Here is a 17,281-nt window from a genome sequence, read left to right on the forward strand (position 1 = left end):
TTTTTTTGTACCTGTTTCATCTTTGATGGTCGCCTGCGAAACGTGTCTCCCAACTCTCAGTCCACCCCCGCCCGCCTGACAGCTCCGGCCACGGTCAAATTGCCGCGCCTGATGTTGTTCGTGTTGGCCTTTGCCTACATTGTGGCCGGACTTTTTGGACGCGATCCATGGAAGACTGATGACGTGGTCGGACTGGCAACCATGCTGACCGCATTCAATGCGCAGGGGCATTCCTGGTTACTCCCCCATATCGGTTCCTTCGAATTAACTCAGGACGGACCTTTGGTGATGTGGGTCGGTGCGGCCATGATCAGGATATTCGGCCCCATGATTGGCGTCATCCACGCAGCTCAATTGGCAACGACACTCTGGTTCGCCATGACACTGGGATTTGTCTGGTACGGCACCTACCTGCTTGGTCGGCGTGCGGAAGCGCAACCGCTCGCGCTTCCCTTTGGCGGCGAGCCCACCGTCAAGGATTACGGTCGTCTGATTGCTGATGCGGCGAGCCTGCTGTTGATCGCAACTGCAGGCGTTTTGCTGCGTCTGCATGAAACTTCTTTCGTGCCTGCCCTAATTGCCTGCTACTCCCTTGGTTTTTATGCCATGGCGCGCATGTTGGACAAGCCTCTTGTCGGATCGACCATGCTCGGAATCGCGCTGGCTGGCGCATTTCTGACTCGTGCCTGGCCAGGCGTACTGGCGCTGTTGTTCGCCATTCCAATCGCTTTTCTTCCCCGCGGTGCGCTTTGGGTCAGGCGATTCTGGCTGATCTGGACTTTGCTGCTTGCAATTGGTCTTGGAATGGGATGGTGGCTAGCAGGCATGCATATCGATCCCGACTGGATGAGCGAATGGATGCACTGGAATCGTCAGGCATTCGGCTTGCCGGACTCGAGTGTCGCCCTGCGTCCCTTTAGCGACTTACCCTGGTTTTTATGGCCGATCTGGCCTCTTGCGATTCTGGCCTTGTGGCAATGGCGCCGCTGGATGACGGCCCCGCACATTTTGATTCCGGCCTCTCTCGTTTTGGGATTATTTTTGTTGTTACCCATTTTGAGCGAATCTGGCGAACACGAATTTGTGTTGCTAGTCGCACCGATGGCGGTTCTTGCATCCTTTGCCCTGCCTACGATGCGTCGTGGCGTCATCAACACGCTGGACTGGTTTGCCCTGATGTGTTTTTCGGTGACGGCTGTTTGCGCCTGGATCGGCTGGGTCGCTTTGCATTTCGGAATTCCGCACGGAATTCAATTAAACATCCAACGCCAGACGGCTGGATTCGAACCGGTACTGGAATGGTGGCGTGTCATCGCAGCCGTATTTGTCACCATGATCTGGGTGGGAATGGTCATCTGGCGATTGCGCCGCCACCCCAGCGTGCTGTGGAGGGGTGCGGTACTCTGCGCCGCAGGGATCACGACGACTTGGCTGCTGCTTGTCCTGCTATGGATGCCTGCAGTGGATTACGTACGCAGCTACCGCCCCATGTCCGCGCAAATCAAAACCGTCCTGGACAAGATTTCAAATAACGGGGGGCCGAATTGTGTGCGCGCCCAGGGCCTATCATTGGGACCACAGGCTTCACTATACGTATTCGACAACATCAACTTCACCTACGACTCGTCTTGTCCCTTTGTCCTGCAGCAAACCACGCGCAAACAGCTCGAAAACGATACTGCCGGCTACAGCGATGGCGCCACGGTACTTTGGATAGGCTCCCGGGGTGCGGATCGGTTTGATCGGTACCGCCTGTTGCGAGTCAAAAATAAATGAGCATTGTCGACACGTCACCACGCACAATCGGCGGCACATTGCGACACATCCTGAAACACGCCTGGCCGATCCTGATCAGTCAGTGGGCCAGCATGGCCTTCGGCGTGGTGGATACCGCGATGACGGGACATTCGAGCCCTGCAGACCTTGCAACGATGGCTTTGTCCATATCAATCTACATCACGGTTTTTGTCGGTTTAATGGGTGTCATGCACGCATTGATACCGATCCAAGCACAATACGTCGGGGCCGGTGATCTTAAACGAGTTGGCCAGTCCTGGGGGCAAGGGATATGGGTTGCCTTGATTCTTTCAATCCTGGGCGGCGCCGTGATGGTGAACCCGGATATGTGGCTACGCTTTTCCGGCGACATCTCTCCCGAAGTCAGAGTCAAGGTAGGTGATTATCTGCTTGCCCTGACTTTTGCGTTGCCGGCCGGACTCATGTTCAGAACAGTCTATGCCCTATCGAACGCCGTATCGCGGCCCAAGCTGATCATGATGATCAATCTGGTCGGCATTGCCTTGAAAGTATTCTTCAACTGGTTACTGATTTTCGGACACTGGGGATTACCTGCGATGGGCGCAACGGGCGCGGGCATCTCTTCGGCAATCGTAACCTGGATTACGCTGGGAGCCGGTCTCTGGGTTGTGCTGCGCAATCCGTCCTACAAACCCTTCGAACTCAGGATCGGGCGCCCGGATCTGAAAGCAATCTGGAGCATTCTCAGGCTGGGATTGCCCATGGGTGGGTCTTATCTAATCGAAGTCAGCGCTTTCACATTCATGGCGTTGCTAGTCGCGCAAGAGGGCACGGCAGTCATCGGCGGACATCAAATCATGTCAAACCTTGCAGCGCTCGCTTACATGATGCCGATGTCGATCGGGGTGGCCACTTCGGCGCTGGCCGCGCAGTCTATCGGGGCTCAAAATATGCAGCAAGCGCATCGCACCAGCATGATGGGGCTTGTGATCGGACTATGCGGCGCGGTGATTACTGCACTGTTGCTGTTTTTCGGTCGAGAGTTGATTGTGGCTACCTACACAAACAATCCCGAAGTCGCCGCGGTCGCCTTGTCTTTACTCGTGCTATTACCGTTTTTTCATATTGTCGACACGATGCAATGCATCAACAGCTATTTGCTTCGCGCCCACAAAGTCGCGATGGTTCCTATGCTGTTGCAAATTTTTGCGCTGATGCTGATCGGGCTGGGCGGTGGCTGGTTCATGGGATTCGGCCCCGGACGCGTACTGATGGAGCCTTTGCGCAACTACCTTTTGGCCGGATCGCCCGTTGGGGCCGGCAGCATGTGGATGATGGCAACAATCGGTTTATCCGTCTCTGCCGCCTTATTACATAGCTGGTATCGCTATATCACCCAAAAAGAAAGAGCCTGAGGCGGTTACAACTCAGGCTCTTGTAATCACGCATTCGCGACTCAACGTTGACGCTTATCAATCACGCGTCGGGCTTTGCCTGTCAACGACCTTTCCACCTTACCCGAGTCAGTCACGCGAATCGCAGCCGAGACTCCGATAAACGATTTGACCGCATGGCGCAGTTGCCCGGCAATCTGCTCGCGCTCGGAAGCATTCAGATAATCAAACTCAGGACGGACTTCAGTCATGATTTCCACCTCGTCGAGATTGCCGCTTCGCGTTAAAACAATCTGGTAATGGGGGCCAAGCTGAGCGATCTTCAACACAAGTTCTTCAACCTGGGCGGGGAAGACGTTGACACCGCGAATGATCAACATGTCATCGCTTCGACCCGTGATCTTGTCCATTCTGCGCATGCTACGCGAGGTTGGAGGCAACAGGCGCGTCAGATCCCGCGTGCGATATCGGATGACCGGAAACGCCTCTTTGGCCAGTGAGGTGAACACCAACTCACCCTGCTCTCCGTCGGGCAGAACCTCACCAGTCTCCGGATTAATAATTTCCGGATAGAAATAATCCTCCCAGATCACCGGACCGTCTTTGGTCTCGACGCATTCACAAGCAACACCAGGCCCCATGACTTCGGACAAACCATAAATATCAACAGCGTCCACCCCCGAATTGGCTTCGATGTCAGCCCGCATCTGCCCGGTCCAGGGTTCTGCCCCGAAAATACCGATTCGCAAAGAACTCTGGCGCGGGTCGATACCCTGGCGCTTCATCTCATCCAAAATATTGCAGAAGTAAGATGGGGTCACCATGATGATATCGGGACGAAAATCCTGAATCAATTGAACTTGCTTTTCGGTCTGGCCCCCAGACATCGGTATCACGGTACAACCCAAGCGCTCGGCACCGTAGTGCGCGCCTAGGCCCCCCGTGAACAAACCATAACCATAGGCAACGTGCACGATATCGCCCGGCCGACCACCCGCAGCGCGAATCGATCGTGCGACCAAATTTGCCCAATTGTCCAAATCCTTAAGCGTGTAACCAACCACAGTCGGCTTACCGGTGGTACCCGAACTTGCATGAATACGCGCCACATCTTTACGCGGAACGGCAAACATTCCGAACGGATAGTTGTCTCGCAAATCGGATTTGGTCGTGAATGGAAACTTGGAAAGGTCGGACAACTGTTTCAAATCATCCGGATGAACCCCGGCAGCATCGAAAGACTTCCGATAATGCGGAACGTTTTCATATGCATGCTTTAAGGACCACTTCATGCGTTCAAGCTGCAGAGCCTGAATCTCATCGCGACTTGCATGCTCGATCGGTTCGAGTCCGGCGCCTTGTTGGTTCATTATCATCGGATCGTCTCCTGTATCTTTAAAATATGCCTAAAAGTGGTATGCCTAGAAAGTCAGACTTCCGGGGTTTGACCAATCACCTGGCCCTTGATGCGATACGAACGTCCCCTGAACAAGGCGATCGACTTGCCCGCCTCATTGGTAATGGTCACGTCATATATTCCGGTGCGCCCAGCCAGCGAACGCTCTTTCGCATGCGAGGTTAAAACCTCGCCTTCAAATGCCGGAGCCAGATAATCGATCGTGCAACCCGATGCAACCGTATTGAGGTTTCGGGAATTGCATGCGAATGCGAACGTACTATCGGCAAACGCAAATAGAAATCCCCCGTGACATGTTTGATGTCCATTCAACATGTCTCGACGCACTTTCATGGTCATCTTGCATTCGCCTGGAGTAATCGACACCATCTCGATCCCCATCGCTTGCGAAGCAGGATCCACGCTGTACATGCTTTGACCAACCGCTTCGGCCAATGCTTGCGGGTCGGCCGGCGGATCGATCAAAAGTAAAGCTGAACGAGGCATGCTTACTCTCCCTTGAAAACAGGTGGACGTTTAGCCAGGAACGCAGCCACGCCTTCGGCGTAATCCTTAGTACGCCCAAGCTCGCGCATCAGATCGCGCTCGAGATCAAGTTGCTCATCCAGCTGATTGGTAAAGCTTGCGTTGATGGCTTGCTTGGTAAAAGCAAGACCGCGCGTGGGAGCCTGCGCGAAATGTCGCGCCAGGCGATCAAGTTCAGCGTCGAAAGCATCATCGGCCACGCATTGCCAGATCAACCCCCAATCCTGGGCCTGGCGTGCGGTTAGCTTGTCCCCAAGCAGTGACAAGCCCATCGCTCGCGCATGCCCAACCAAGCGGGGCAAAATATAAGTACCGCCCGTATCGGGCAACAACCCTAGCCGACAAAATGCTTGAATGAAAGAAGCCGACTCCTTAGCGATTACGATGTCGCCTGCCAATGCGATGTTCGCACCCGCCCCGGCCGCCACGCCGTTGACACCAACAACGATAGGACAGGCCAACGCACGCATGCGCATGACCAGTGGCGCGTAATAGCGTTCGATCGTTTCCCCAAGATCGGGGGGGGCATCCTCGGTCGACATCTGTCTGTCGTTCAAGTCCTGTCCGGCGCAAAACCCACGACCGGCTCCGGTCAAAACAAGCACGCGCGCATTGTTTTCGGCAACCTGAATCAGCGCATCAGCCAATTCGCCATGCATTTGAGCGGTAAAGCTATTGAGTTTCTCGGGGCGATTGAGCGTGATTCGCGCAATACCGGCGTCAAGAGAAAAAAGTATGTCTTGATATGACATGATGAATCGCCTCAGACGTGATAGCGGGTTTGCACGACTCGGAAACGATTCGCGACAAATGCGGAATCCGACAAAGCCGCATTGGCCGCCGGATTAGCTCCCGTTCCATGAAAGTCACTAAAGGCGGCAGTCTGATTCACGAAAACCGCACCGGTCAAATTGAGCGACAACGCAACGCCAGCAAACTCGGCCGCATCCTGAAGCTGTTTTAGAACGGTCGGATTTGTTGAATAAGCTCCGAACGACAACGCACCATGTTTCTGAACAAAATCCGTTGCTAACGCAATCGAGTGGTCGGTCGATTCGGTCGCAACAACAAAAGCAATAGGACCAAACCACTCCTTTTGAATGGCAGGTTCAGTCGCATCGGCTCGCAACACCAATGGACTACGCACATTGGCCTGAGCGAATTGAGGATGCACTAACGCGACACTATCGGCAAGGATAGGTAAACCCAGGGCACGGGCCTGTTCGATTCTGGCTTCAGTCACACTGTTCTGGATCGCTCCGGTGATTTCGACTGCTTTGGACGGATCCGCCGTGAGTTTTTGAACCGCAGTGGCAATAGCGGTAGCGACCTCATCAAATGAAACATGTCCGGCGGAAGTTTCGATCCCGCCGGCAGGGACATAAATATTTTGAGGTGCCGTACACATCTGACCGGAGTAAAGCGCCAGCGAAAAGGCGATATTTCGTGCAACACCTTTCAAATCATCTGCCGAATCAATCACGATCTGATTGACACCGGACTTTTCTGTATAGACCTGCGCCTGTCTTGCGTGATTTTCAAGCCACGTTCCATTGGCATTGCTGCCGGTAAAGTCAATGATCTTGACCTCTGGGCGAAGCGCCAACTCCTGAGCAGTGGCCTCGTTGGCATCATGCACGGCAAGGGTGACGACATCCGGATTGAATCCTGCTTCGCGCAATACTTCGCGCGCAATGCGAACGGTGATCGCAAGCGGCAAAATCGCACCAGGGTGCGGCTTGACGATCACCGCATTGCCAGTGGCCAGACTGGCAAACATACCGGGGTAGCTATTCCAGGTTGGAAACGTAGAACATCCAATCATCAGAGACAACCCGCGCGGCACAATCGAAAAGTGCTTGTGCATGCTAATCGGGTCGTTTTTGCCTTGAGGCTTGACCCACTGAACATCCGTTGGAATGCGCGACATTTCCTGCCACGCGTAGGCAACAGCTTCCACGCCACGATCCTGTGCATGTGGACCACCCGCCTGAAAGGCCATCATGAACCCTTGGCCTGTCGTGAAATGAATCGCGTAGGCGATTTCAAAACTGGCGCGATTCAGGCGAGACAAAATCTCGAGTGACACGCCAACCCATGTCTTGGGGCCGGCGCGACGCCAGTCCTGCCATGCATTACCTGCTGCTTGTACGACCTGATCAACGGTGAGTTTCGGGTACGTCACACCTAGCGCGCCATCCAGGGGCGAGATTTCAGCCCCACCCATGACTTTGTTATCGACGCCTTCAAGAATGAATGGCTTGTTACGCTGCGCGTCGAAAGCGGCCCGACCATCATCATTTGCGGTTTCGCCATACGCGCGCGGGCTGGGCATTTCGGTAAATGGGCTCCAGTAACCGCGTGTGGCTGCAGCAGCCACGGCCTGGTTCAACAACGCTTCATGACGCGCAAAAAAATCAGCAGACACTTGTGAAATCTCCGTTTAATTTATGTTTCCTGATCGAAATCGATCACGACTTTATCGGTTACCGGATAGCTTTGGCAGGTCAATACAAACCCGCGGGCAACTTCATAATCTTCAAGCGCGAAATTGATATCCATATCAACTTCGCCTTCAGTCACTTTACAACGGCATGTCGAACAAACGCCACCCTTACATGAATAGGGCAATTCAAGCCCTTGGGCCAAAGCGGCATCAAGCAGGTTTTCGCTATTTTTCTCGACCATCAGCGTACGGCTATGGCCATCCTGAATGACTGTCAGTTCGCACTGCCCTTTGCCTGGCGCGGTACGGGCATCATGTCCGGTTCGAACGGCGCGAGGCCCCTTTGGAGCGCCAAACAATTCGAACTTGATATGGTCTTTCGCAATACCCTTGTCTTCCAAAGCCTTGACCACATCCTCCGTCATGGTCTGGGGCCCGCAAACAAAAGCGTAATCGATATCCTGCGGATCCATCCAGACGGATAAAAGCTGGTTCACCTTGGAGCCATCGAGACGACCATTGAACAACTCGATGTCCTGGTTTTCGCGACTCATGATGAACACGGCCGAAAACCTGTTCATGTAAAGATTTTTCAAGTCTTCGATTTCTTCTCGAAACAGCACTGCGGATGAAGCCCGATTACCGAAAAACAGCGTAAAACTGCTTTCAGGCTCGGTGCCGAGGGCGGATTTAATCAGGGAAAAAATCGGGGTGATACCACTGCCAACAGCGAAGGCAACATAGTGACGGCGATTGGAAGGCGCAAAATCGATCGTGAAATTACCGGCAGGCGGCATGACATCAAGCTTTTGCCCGGACTCGAGGGACTGATTGGCCCAGGTGGAAAATGCGCCATCATCCAATCGCTTGATGGCCACGCGCAACACACCGTCGCTTGGCGCCGAACAGATGGAATACGAACGTCGCAACTCTTCACCGGCAATCTGTGTGCGCAAGGTTAAATACTGACCCGGACGAAAAGAAAATGCCTCTTTAAGATTAGTCGGCACGTCAAAGGTCACCACCACGGCATCGCGAGTATTGCGGGCGACGGAAGAAACATTTAAAGAATGAAATTGACTCATGCATGCACCTTGTCGTTAGCGCTTGAAGCTAGTGCGTTTTAAAGTAGTCGAAGGGTTCGCGGCAACTGCTGCATCGGTAAAGTGCCTTGCAGGAAGTAGAGCCGAAATCACTGATTAATCTGGTTGATGCCGACCCGCAATGGGGGCACGCAACAGCCGGGGCCCGATGGTTGCGGCTGATACCTGATATGTCGATCGCGGCTTGGGCGGGTGGCGCAATGCCGTAGCCCTTGAGCGCATTGCGACCCCGCTCAGTCATCCAGTCTGTCGTCCACGCCGGTGCCAATCGAGTATCGACGCGATAGGATTCGATTCCGTGCTGCTCAAGGCATGTCCCGATCGCATTCGTGATTTCGTACATCGCAGGGCATCCCGAATAGGTCGGCGTAATCGTCACAACGCATACACCATCTTGCCAGGACACTTCACGAACCACCCCTAGATCAACCACCGACAAAACAGGAATTTCGGGATCGGCGACTGACTGTAGCCAGTCCATGACGACCTCAGGAGCCACCAGCAGCGAACTCACCAGGAGGCTCCGGGATAGGCGCGGGGCAGGAATTGCATTTCTGCAAGCAGATACCCTAGTTGCTCGGTGTGACGGCCGCTACGGCCACCTCTGAAAGCTTGATGCATCGCCCCTTCCAGAGGCGGCAATTTGAGCGTAGCCTCGGCGAACACTTGCTCGACATGCGATAACCAGGATGTCTGCAATGAAGAAGGCAGCGGCCCCCAGCCCTGTTTGTTCCATTCCTGATCGATCGCATCATCCACAAACATTTCGCCCACATAGGGCCAGAACAACTCGATGGCGTCTTGCATGCGCTGATGGCTTTCATCGGTACCATCGCCCAGACGCACCACCATATCGGATGATCTTCTCACGTGGTAAGCAACTTCCTTGATGGACTTGGAGGCGATCGCGGCAATATCCGCATCAGTGGATTGCGATAGTCGCTCCAGCAGAAAATAGTGCCAAACATCGAATAGAAACTGCCTCACCATTGTCTGAGCGTAATCATCATCCGCACGCTCGACCAGAAGCAAATTGCGAAAATGGTGGGAGTCGCGCAGATAGGCCAGCGCATCTTCATCGCGCCCCTGCCCTTCGATACGACCGGCCAGGCTGAACCACATGCGCGCCTGTCCAAGCAGGTCAAGCGCGGTATTGGTCAAAGCCATGTCTTCCTCGATAACGGGACCATGGCCGCACCAAGCCGACAAGCGCTGGGACAAAATCAGAGCGTTGTCGCCTAGTCTCAACAGACCGTCCACCAAAGGTGTGGCGGCAGAGGCAAGTTGATTCGCGGTGGGAGGTGTCATTTGTGCAGCAGTCATCTATCCCACCTTACATGTGTTTGACTTCTTCGGGCATCGGAAAAAAGGTCGGGTGACGATAGACCTTGCTGTTAGATGGTTCGAATAATGAATCCTTATCCGATGGGCTGCTTGCGGTGATATCCGCCGCGCGCACCACCCAGATGCTTAACCCTTCATTGCGGCGCGTGTACACATCACGCGCATGGTTGACCGCCATCTCGGCATCGGACGCATGCAGGCTGCCGACATGCTTGTGTGCCAGTCCATGCTGGCTGCGGATGAAAACTTCCCAGAGTGGCCAATTTTTGTTCGACATATTGTTCTCGCATCAAAATGTGTTGAATAAGCGCGCTTACGCTGCTGCGCGTGCTTCTTTTTTGGCTGCATAGGCGGACAAAGCATCGCGCACCCAAGCTCCTTTTGCGTGAGCGTCGCGACGCGCCTTTAAACGGTCTCGATTGCAAGGGCCATTGCCCTTCAGAACCTCCTGAAACTCCGACCAGTCGATCTTGCCGAAATCGTAATGACCGCGCTGTGGATTCCATTTGAGATCCGGATCAGGCAAGGTCAAACCGAGATATTCCGCCTGCGGAACGGTTTGATCGACCATTTTTTGGCGCAAATCATCGTTGGAAAACAATTTGATTTTCCACGCCATAGACTGGGCACTGTTAACCGATTCGGCATCCGAAGGACCGAACATCATCAACGCCGGCCACCACCAGCGATTAATGGCGTCCTGACACATCTCTTTCTGTTCAGGCGTGCCATCCTTGCACATGGCCAGCAACAAGTCGTATCCCTGTCGCTGATGAAACGACTCTTCCTTGCAAACGCGAACCATCGCTCGCGCGTAGGGGCCATAGGAGCAACGGCATAGCGGAATCTGATTGATGATGGCCGAACCGTCGACCAACCAACCAATCATCCCGATATCGGCCCAGTTCAACGTTGGATAGTTGAAGATGCTTGAATATTTAGCTTTACCAGCCAGCAAATCGTCGACCAGGTCATCACGCGATACCCCAAGCGTTTCGGCCGCGCTATAGAGGTACAAGCCATGCCCGCCCTCATCCTGAATTTTGGCCAGCAAGATGGCCTTGCGTTTCAGGGAGGGGGCACGCGTCACCCAGTTGCCTTCGGGCAGCATGCCGACGATTTCGGAATGGGCGTGTTGCGAAATCTGACGCACCAGCGTTTTGCGGTAGGCCTCGGGCATCCAGTCTTTGGGTTCGATTTTGATTCCGTCATCGATGCGGCGCTGAAAAGCCTGATCGGCACCCGATAGTTGCTCGGCGCTTTTGACCTGGGTCACACCCGTCTCGACCAATTGAGCGTACATGGAATGTCTCCGAAAAATTGACGAAGTTTTGCGATGGATCAAATTGATCATGCATTATTTAATACAAAAAAATGCATGTCAACACAATTTCTGTATCGTTTTCCATTATATGTATCATGTGGGTTACGTCGATTACGGCCACTCATCAATTCTTATTGTTTGCATGAAAACAAGTCTTTCGCCCTCTTTCGAATCACATTTGCAATCACTGCTTACTCTGGACCCTCCCCGCGCTAAATCCTTGTGCGTGACGATTTTGGGCGATGCAATCGGCCCTCATGGCGGCGTTGCCTGGCTGGGTGACCTGATCACCCTGCTTGAACCACTGGGCATCAACGAAAGGCTGTTGCGCACAAGCGTTTTCAGGCTGGTAGCACAGGGATGGCTTAAATCCGAGCGACTAGGTCGTCGATCAAGATACGAATTGGCCGAGCAAGGCCTCAAGCTCACGGCTCGGGCTTCTAAACGCATTTATGTCGGACCGCCGACTCAGTGGGACGGATCGTGGACAGTCGTAATCCTGCCTAAAATCGGCAACCATGGGTTGGCCGAGCGCAACGCGCTGCGCGATCAACTCGTCTGGGAAGGGTTCGGCGTCCTCGCACAAGGCGTATTCGCCCATCCTCACGCCAATCCACAAATTGCGCACGATATTCTCGGCAAGCTCGGCATTGCGGATTTAGCTTTGGTTTTGCACGCAACCGACAATGCGATTGCCGGCGGCCTACCGATTGCAAGCCTGGCGGATCAATGCTGGAACCTGAACGAACTATCCGCCCAATACGAATTGTTTTTTAACCGCTTCGCCCCATTCGAATCTTTTGTTCAAAAAGGTATCGAACCTAAGCAGGCTTTTGCGCTCAGGGCGTTGATGGTGCATGCATGGCGGCGGGTCGTTCTTCACGACCCCCAACTGCCTAGCGCCATGTTGCCGGCAAACTGGCCGGGACAAAGCTCGCGTGCGCTTTGCGAACGCTTGTATTGGCAGATTTTCGATCTCAGCGAAGCTTACATGAAAGAGCAACTGGAGCCGGATCCCGCTGCAATCCATACGCTCGACCCATCCGTGTTCGAACGCTTTGGCGGCGCGCCTGACAAAATCGCCAAACAAGCTGTGATCAAACCTTGATGAAATGCTCGCGGTAGTACTTGAGCTCTTCTATAGACTCCATGATATCGGCCAGCGCTTCATGTTTGCTGTGCTTTTCGAACCCCTTGAGCAAAGCAGGATTCCAGCGCCGGGCAAGCTCCTTGATCGTACTGACGTCAATCGTGCGATAGTGAAAAAACTGTTCAAGTCTTGGCATGTACTTGAACATGAACCGGCGATCCTGACTGACGGTGTTTCCGCACAGAGGTGATTTACCTGCGGGAACGTACTTAAGCATAAAAGCAATCAGCTCGTCCTGTGCCTGTTCCTCTGTCGTCGTTGAAGCCCTGACTTTATCGATCAGACCACTTTTGCCGTGGGTGCCGCGATTCCAGCTATCCATCGCGTCCAGAATCGCATCGGGTTGATGGATCACCAGGACCGGGCCTTCGGCCACAACGGTCAAATCGGGCTCAGTGATGACAATCGCCACTTCGATGATGCGTTCCTTTTCCGGATCAAGCCCGGTCATCTCCATGTCAAGCCAGACCAGGCGAAACTCATTGGTGGTGGTCGGAACCGATGCCGAGCCAGGGCTTGAGTCATTTAAAGAAGCGTCGGCGCTAGTGTTAGCCATATAATCCATCCAGTTAAAACACGATTTTCTCATATGCGGCTGACAAGCCGACACAGGGTCTATGCTCACCATTCTTTTTGTCGTCTTTTTGTTGTCCTCACTCATGGTTCGCCTCTGGCTGGCTTATCGTCAGACCAATCATGTTTTTTGGAACCGAACCCAGGTGCCCGTGGAGTTCGAGGAAAAAATCGGATTGGCCAGTCATCAGCGCGCAGCCAACTACACCATCGCAAAAGTCAGGCTGGCAGTATTCGAAACCATTTTCGATGCGGCCGTTCTTGCGGGCCTGACATTGATGGGGGGGCTGCAACTGTTAGACACCTGGGTCGGCAGCTTGACCTCCAACGACTTGTTGCGCCAAATGCTGCTAATCGTATCCGTAGTGCTGGTGCTAGGCATTCTTGGCATGCCTTTTTCGATTTACAGACAATTCGTGCTGGAAGCTAAATTCGGCTTCAACCGGATGACACCCGGGCTATTTGTCATGGATACGATCAAAGGCCTGATTCTGGGCGCTCTGCTCGGGTTACCTCTGATGGCCGCCGTTCTCTGGCTGATGGCCGAAGCGGGTGCCTATTGGTGGCTGTGGGCCTGGGGATTGCTGTCGCTTTTTTCCCTTCTGATTCAATACATCTACCCCACATGGATTTCACCACTATTCAACAAATTCAAGCCGCTTGAAGATGAAGATTTAGCCCAAAGCATTCAGGCTCTTGCCAATCGCTGCGACTTCACTTTGTCGGGCCTGCTCGTGATGGATGGATCGAAGCGCTCTGCTCACGGCAATGCCTACTTTACAGGGTTCGGACGCAATCGCCGCATTGTCTTTTTCGATACTTTGCTTTCGCGACTGACCAAAGACGAAATCATCGCCGTGCTCGCGCATGAGCTCGGTCATTTCAAACACCACCACGTCACCAAGCGGTTGATCATGAGTTTCACCGGTTCGCTGATCTTTTTCGCGATTCTGGGCTGGCTGGCTCAACAGGTCTGGTTTTACACTGATCTGGGCGTCGAACCCAGACTGGGTTCGCGCAACGATGCGATGGCATTATTGCTGTTTTTCATGGTGATGCCTGTATTTACCTTTGCGCTCACGCCGTTCTTCAGCTGGATGTCGCGTAAAGACGAATTCGAAGCAGACAGGTTTGCAGCTAAACAAAGTTCGGCAGATGATCTGGTTTCCGCGTTGGTCAAGCTTTATAACGACAACGCATCCACACTCACTCCCGATCCTGTTCATTCCGCGTTTTACGATAGCCATCCGCCCGCATCGATTCGTATCCGTCACTTAAAGCGGGCAGTATGAGCCAACTCGCCCAGGGACGCGTCATTGCGGCACATGGACGACATTACACGGTCGAGTTGCCTACGGGAGAGCTGATCAAATGCTTTCCGCGCGGCAAAAAAAACGATGCCGCCGTAGGCGATCGTGTCGAGATCTCACGGCAAGGACAGGATGAAGGCGCGCTTGAAAAAATCCTGCCGCGTAAAAACCTGCTCTACAGATCGGACGAGAACCGAAGCAAGCAATTTGCGGCTAACGTAGATCAATTGTTATTTGTCGTGGCAGTGGAGCCTGCGTTTTCTGAGGATTTATTGGGACGGGCACTGACCGGTGCTTGGTCGGCCGACATTACACCGATCATCCTTTTGAACAAAGTCGATATTGCTTCGGGGTTGGAAGCGGCTCGCGAAAAGCTAGCCCCTTTTCGCAATCTGGGCGTGCGCATCATCGATATTTGCGCCCACGATAAAAAGCAGGTGCAAGAGCGCATCCTGCCGTTATTGAAAGATAAAACGTCCCTGCTGCTCGGACAAAGCGCGATGGGCAAGTCTACCCTGCTCAATACGCTGGTGCCGCTGGCATTAGCTGCAACACAAGAACACTCCGTTGCATTGGGTGCCGGCAAACACACCACAACCAGTACACGGCTTTATCATTTACCGAATGAAGGTGGCGACCTGATCGACTCGCCCGGATTTCAGGCTTTCGGTCTGCTGCATCTGACGCGTGAAGAAATAGAGCGCGGATTTCCCGAGTTTCGGGATCACGTTGCGAAATGTCGTTTTTACAACTGCACCCACCAGCATGAACCAAGCTGCGGAATACTCGCCGCGCTTGAGCGCCATGAAATCGACGCAGCCAGGCATGCTTTATATGTCAGGCTAATCCAGGCAAAAGCTGCGCACGATTCCTACAGCTGAGCCGACTCCGACAGCACCTGACTCAAGCCTAACAGCATGGCTGCCGTCGCCCCCCATATGAAGTACTGATTCCAGGGCGCGGAGTAATATTGTCTGGTCGAGCCATCCGCAAGCGTTGCCCGATGCAGGCGATAGTGCACGGGGTTTGTCAGAAAGCTCAGCGGCACTTCGAAGACTTCGGCAACTTCAAAGGAGTCCGGATTCAATTCAAAATCCGGCTTGACCAGTGCCGTAATCGGATTGATTGCAAAACCCGTGGCGGTAAGGTAGCGCGGCAATGTGCCCAGCACTTCGATGTATTGATGCATCAATCCCGTTTCTTCTTCTGTTTCGCGAATTGCGGCAGCGACGGCATCAGCGTCGGAGGCTTCGATCCGTCCACCGGGAAAACTGATCTGCCCTGCATGGTCATTCAAGTGAGCAGTGCGTTGGGTCAATAACACCGTCACACCTTGAGGCCGCATGACAAAGGGAACCAGCACGGCAGCCTCGACAGGCGTGCCCTCGCGGCCGGGATATCGCCTAACCGACTCGTCCGGAATATCAACTCTGCCTTTGATGTCGGAAGTCAGAACCTGCCGCAACCAGGCCGGCTGAAGAATCGACTCAGGCACAGCCTCAAACGCATGCGTTGTACTGATGATCGGTTGGATAAAAGGATCGAATGCCGCTTTAACGGGGGGGCGTCGGGTACGTGTTTCAGGAGGAGAACTGGCGGACATATGGTAATGATTTACATCAGACAGCCTCCTTTTTAACCGAAACTTCGCCACATTGTGGAATAATCATCATCAATTTAAGATCACTAAATACAACTAAAGACAAAATGACCTCCATACTGATTCAAGGTGGAAACGTCCTGGACGTTGATTCGCTTACCTTTACTGCAGCTGACGTTCTGATCGAAAATGGACTGATCTCCCGAGTGGGCCCGAACCTGTCGGCTCCCGCAGGTGCCGAAACAATCCAGGCCAAAGGGCTAACCGTGATGCCCGGGATGATCGACTGCCACACTCATGTGGTTGCCTCCCAACTCAACCTGGGACAAAACGCGATCTTGCCCAATGCTTTGGCCACGCTTCGCGCAGTCCCTATTCTGTCGGGCATTCTGATGCGCGGATTCACGACGGTTCGCGATGCCGGTGGCGCGGACTTCAGTCTGGCCGAAGCGATTCGTACCGATGTGATCGATGGTCCGCGCATCTTTCCTGCCGGACATGCCTTATCCCAAACAGGTGGCCATGGAGACTTTCGCCAGCGTAACGACCTGATCGAACCTTGTGCTTGCTCCCTGAAAGTCGGCAATATCGGCCGGGTGGTCGATGGCGAAGATGATGTGCGCCTGGCAATTCGCGAAGAAATCATGAAGGGCGCCACGCAGATCAAAATCATGGCTTCGGGTGGCGTAGCATCGCCTAACGACCCTATTCATTTTCTCGGTTTTTCCGAAAAGGAAATCCGTGCAGCTGTCGAAGAAGCCGGCAACGCAGGCACCTACGTCATGGCGCATGCCTATACGCCACGCGCAATCAGCCGTGCGGTCCAATGTGGTGTTCGCACTATCGAGCATGGCAACTTGGTGGATGCGACAACCGCTCAGATCATGAAAGAACACAATGCTTTCATGGTACCGACCCTGATCACCTACGAAGCGCTTGCCAATGAGGGTGCGGGCCTCGGATTTCCGGCCGAGTCTGTCGCCAAAATCGAAGCTGTTCGCGGAGATGGTAAAAAAGCCCTCGAGATTCTGGCCAAGGCTGGAGTCAAAATGGGCCTGGGCACAGATCTACTGGGCGCGCTGCATCGCCATCAATCCGAAGAACTCAAGCTGCGTGCCGATATCCTGGGTAACGGGATGACACTGCAGCAAGCCACCCTTGTCGGCGCAGAAATCATTGGCATGACCGACAAGCTCGGCATCATCAAGGCTGGCGCGATCGCCGACGTTTTATTGGTCGATGGCAATCCTTTAACCGACATCTCGTGCCTGCTCGGACAAGGTGAACACATTCGCACCATCATCAAAGATGGCAAAACCTATAAAAACTAACCCTGG

General features: G+C 53.7%; 17 protein-coding genes. 6 read left to right on the forward strand and 11 right to left on the reverse strand.

Features of this window, described 5'->3' with window-relative positions; translation table 11 throughout:
* The first annotated feature begins 42 nt into the window (after nucleotides 1-42).
* A complete protein-coding gene (locus G3I67_RS10355) occupies nucleotides 43-1,776 on the forward strand; it encodes an ArnT family glycosyltransferase (protein WP_163655013.1) in 1,734 nt (577 codons plus the stop codon).
* A complete protein-coding gene (locus tag G3I67_RS10360) occupies nucleotides 1,773-3,173 on the forward strand; it encodes an MATE family efflux transporter (protein WP_203583609.1) in 1,401 nt (466 codons plus the stop codon). Before G3I67_RS10355 ends, G3I67_RS10360 begins: the two co-directional genes overlap by 4 nt.
* Before the next feature lie 41 nt (nucleotides 3,174-3,214).
* Here G3I67_RS10360 and paaK read toward each other — a convergent pair whose 3' ends face one another.
* The 9 genes from paaK to paaA are packed head-to-tail and all read right to left on the reverse strand — an operon-like array spanning nucleotide 3,215 to nucleotide 11,290.
* The gene (gene paaK / locus G3I67_RS10365) at nucleotides 3,215-4,522 is read right to left on the reverse strand and encodes a phenylacetate--CoA ligase PaaK (RefSeq protein WP_235931857.1); all 1,308 of its coding nucleotides are present in this window, start codon (nucleotides 4,520-4,522) and stop codon (nucleotides 3,215-3,217) included.
* Nucleotides 4,523-4,581: 59 nt separating this feature from the next.
* Nucleotides 4,582-5,055, reverse strand: coding sequence for a hydroxyphenylacetyl-CoA thioesterase PaaI (gene paaI, locus G3I67_RS10370; RefSeq protein ID WP_163655017.1), 474 nt, complete (start codon nucleotides 5,053-5,055; stop codon nucleotides 4,582-4,584).
* Between the two features lie 2 nt (nucleotides 5,056-5,057).
* Complete coding sequence (gene paaG / locus G3I67_RS10375) at nucleotides 5,058-5,846, reverse strand: 2-(1,2-epoxy-1,2-dihydrophenyl)acetyl-CoA isomerase PaaG (protein WP_163655019.1); 789 nt, start codon at nucleotides 5,844-5,846, stop codon at nucleotides 5,058-5,060.
* 11 nt (nucleotides 5,847-5,857) lie between these two features.
* Nucleotides 5,858-7,522 (reverse strand): phenylacetic acid degradation protein PaaN, encoded by a 1,665-nt coding sequence (paaN, locus tag G3I67_RS10380; protein ID WP_163655021.1) that lies wholly within the window; start codon nucleotides 7,520-7,522, stop codon nucleotides 5,858-5,860.
* Between the two features lie 20 nt (nucleotides 7,523-7,542).
* Entirely contained in the window at nucleotides 7,543-8,625 is a 1,083-nt protein-coding gene (gene paaE, locus G3I67_RS10385) for a 1,2-phenylacetyl-CoA epoxidase subunit PaaE (RefSeq protein ID WP_163655023.1), read from the reverse strand.
* Between the two features lie 28 nt (nucleotides 8,626-8,653).
* Nucleotides 8,654-9,124 (reverse strand): 1,2-phenylacetyl-CoA epoxidase subunit PaaD, encoded by a 471-nt coding sequence (paaD, locus tag G3I67_RS10390; RefSeq protein WP_163655217.1) that lies wholly within the window; start codon nucleotides 9,122-9,124, stop codon nucleotides 8,654-8,656.
* A 29-nt stretch (nucleotides 9,125-9,153) separates the two neighbouring features.
* Nucleotides 9,154-9,966 (reverse strand): 1,2-phenylacetyl-CoA epoxidase subunit PaaC, encoded by an 813-nt coding sequence (paaC, locus tag G3I67_RS10395; protein WP_163655025.1) that lies wholly within the window; start codon nucleotides 9,964-9,966, stop codon nucleotides 9,154-9,156.
* 10 nt (nucleotides 9,967-9,976) lie between these two features.
* Nucleotides 9,977-10,264: a 1,2-phenylacetyl-CoA epoxidase subunit PaaB gene (gene paaB, locus G3I67_RS10400; protein WP_163655027.1), complete on the reverse strand. Its 288-nt coding sequence runs from the start codon at nucleotides 10,262-10,264 to the stop codon at nucleotides 9,977-9,979.
* 36 nt (nucleotides 10,265-10,300) lie between these two features.
* Nucleotides 10,301-11,290 carry a 1,2-phenylacetyl-CoA epoxidase subunit PaaA gene (paaA, locus tag G3I67_RS10405; RefSeq protein WP_163655029.1) on the reverse strand — a complete coding sequence of 330 codons (990 nt, stop codon included), beginning with the start codon at nucleotides 11,288-11,290 and terminating at the stop codon, nucleotides 10,301-10,303.
* A gap of 163 nt (nucleotides 11,291-11,453) precedes the next feature.
* On the opposite strand from paaA, the gene paaX reads away from it, so the two are divergent.
* On the forward strand, nucleotides 11,454-12,419 hold the full coding sequence (gene paaX, locus G3I67_RS10410) for a phenylacetic acid degradation operon negative regulatory protein PaaX (RefSeq protein WP_163655032.1): 966 nt from the start codon (nucleotides 11,454-11,456) through the stop codon (nucleotides 12,417-12,419).
* Here paaX and orn read toward each other — a convergent pair.
* On the reverse strand, nucleotides 12,409-12,918 hold the full coding sequence (gene orn / locus G3I67_RS10415) for an oligoribonuclease (RefSeq protein WP_235931866.1): 510 nt from the start codon (nucleotides 12,916-12,918) through the stop codon (nucleotides 12,409-12,411). The two genes, paaX and orn, sit on opposite strands and share 11 nt — an antisense overlap.
* 160 nt (nucleotides 12,919-13,078) lie before the next feature.
* Here orn and G3I67_RS10420 point away from each other — a divergent pair, with 160 nt between their 5' ends.
* A complete protein-coding gene (locus G3I67_RS10420) occupies nucleotides 13,079-14,326 on the forward strand; it encodes a M48 family metallopeptidase (protein ID WP_163655036.1) in 1,248 nt (415 codons plus the stop codon).
* Entirely contained in the window at nucleotides 14,323-15,225 is a 903-nt protein-coding gene (gene rsgA, locus G3I67_RS10425; RefSeq protein ID WP_163655038.1) for a ribosome small subunit-dependent GTPase A, read from the forward strand. Before G3I67_RS10420 ends, rsgA begins: the two co-directional genes overlap by 4 nt.
* Here rsgA and G3I67_RS10430 read toward each other — a convergent pair.
* Entirely contained in the window at nucleotides 15,216-15,947 is a 732-nt protein-coding gene (locus G3I67_RS10430; protein ID WP_163655040.1) for a CoA pyrophosphatase, read from the reverse strand. The genes rsgA and G3I67_RS10430 overlap by 10 nt on opposite strands.
* Nucleotides 15,948-16,051: 104 nt before the next feature.
* On the opposite strand from G3I67_RS10430, the gene G3I67_RS10435 reads away from it, so the two are divergent.
* Nucleotides 16,052-17,275, forward strand: a complete 1,224-nt coding sequence (locus tag G3I67_RS10435) for a metal-dependent hydrolase family protein (RefSeq protein ID WP_163655042.1) — start codon at nucleotides 16,052-16,054, stop codon at nucleotides 17,273-17,275.
* Nucleotides 17,276-17,281: the final 6 nt, after the last annotated feature.

The sequence above is a fragment of the Sheuella amnicola genome (genome assembly GCF_010499255.1).
GTDB lineage: Bacteria > Pseudomonadota > Gammaproteobacteria > Burkholderiales > Burkholderiaceae_B > Zwartia > Zwartia amnicola.

Excerpts from the sequence above, each read along its gene's own strand:
- G3I67_RS10430 (WP_163655040.1), bottom strand. The coding sequence starts at position 15,947 with ATGTCCGCCAGTTCTCCTCCTGAAACACGTACCCGACGCCCCCCCGTT.
- rsgA (WP_163655038.1), top strand. The coding sequence starts at position 14,323 with ATGAGCCAACTCGCCCAGGGACGCGTCATTGCGGCACATGGACGACAT.
- paaA (WP_163655029.1), bottom strand. The coding sequence starts at position 11,290 with ATGTACGCTCAATTGGTCGAGACGGGTGTGACCCAGGTCAAAAGCGCC.
- G3I67_RS10435 (WP_163655042.1), top strand. The coding sequence starts at position 16,052 with ATGACCTCCATACTGATTCAAGGTGGAAACGTCCTGGACGTTGATTCG.
- paaI (WP_163655017.1), bottom strand. The coding sequence starts at position 5,055 with ATGCCTCGTTCAGCTTTACTTTTGATCGATCCGCCGGCCGACCCGCAA.
- G3I67_RS10420 (WP_163655036.1), top strand. The coding sequence starts at position 13,079 with ATGCTCACCATTCTTTTTGTCGTCTTTTTGTTGTCCTCACTCATGGTT.
- G3I67_RS10360 (WP_203583609.1), top strand. The coding sequence starts at position 1,773 with ATGAGCATTGTCGACACGTCACCACGCACAATCGGCGGCACATTGCGA.
- paaB (WP_163655027.1), bottom strand. The coding sequence starts at position 10,264 with ATGTCGAACAAAAATTGGCCACTCTGGGAAGTTTTCATCCGCAGCCAG.
- paaC (WP_163655025.1), bottom strand. The coding sequence starts at position 9,966 with ATGACTGCTGCACAAATGACACCTCCCACCGCGAATCAACTTGCCTCT.
- paaD (WP_163655217.1), bottom strand. The coding sequence starts at position 9,124 with ATGGACTGGCTACAGTCAGTCGCCGATCCCGAAATTCCTGTTTTGTCG.
- paaE (WP_163655023.1), bottom strand. The coding sequence starts at position 8,625 with ATGAGTCAATTTCATTCTTTAAATGTTTCTTCCGTCGCCCGCAATACT.
- orn (WP_235931866.1), bottom strand. The coding sequence starts at position 12,918 with ATGGAGATGACCGGGCTTGATCCGGAAAAGGAACGCATCATCGAAGTG.
- paaG (WP_163655019.1), bottom strand. The coding sequence starts at position 5,846 with ATGTCATATCAAGACATACTTTTTTCTCTTGACGCCGGTATTGCGCGA.
- paaK (WP_235931857.1), bottom strand. The coding sequence starts at position 4,522 with ATGAACCAACAAGGCGCCGGACTCGAACCGATCGAGCATGCAAGTCGC.
- paaX (WP_163655032.1), top strand. The coding sequence starts at position 11,454 with ATGAAAACAAGTCTTTCGCCCTCTTTCGAATCACATTTGCAATCACTG.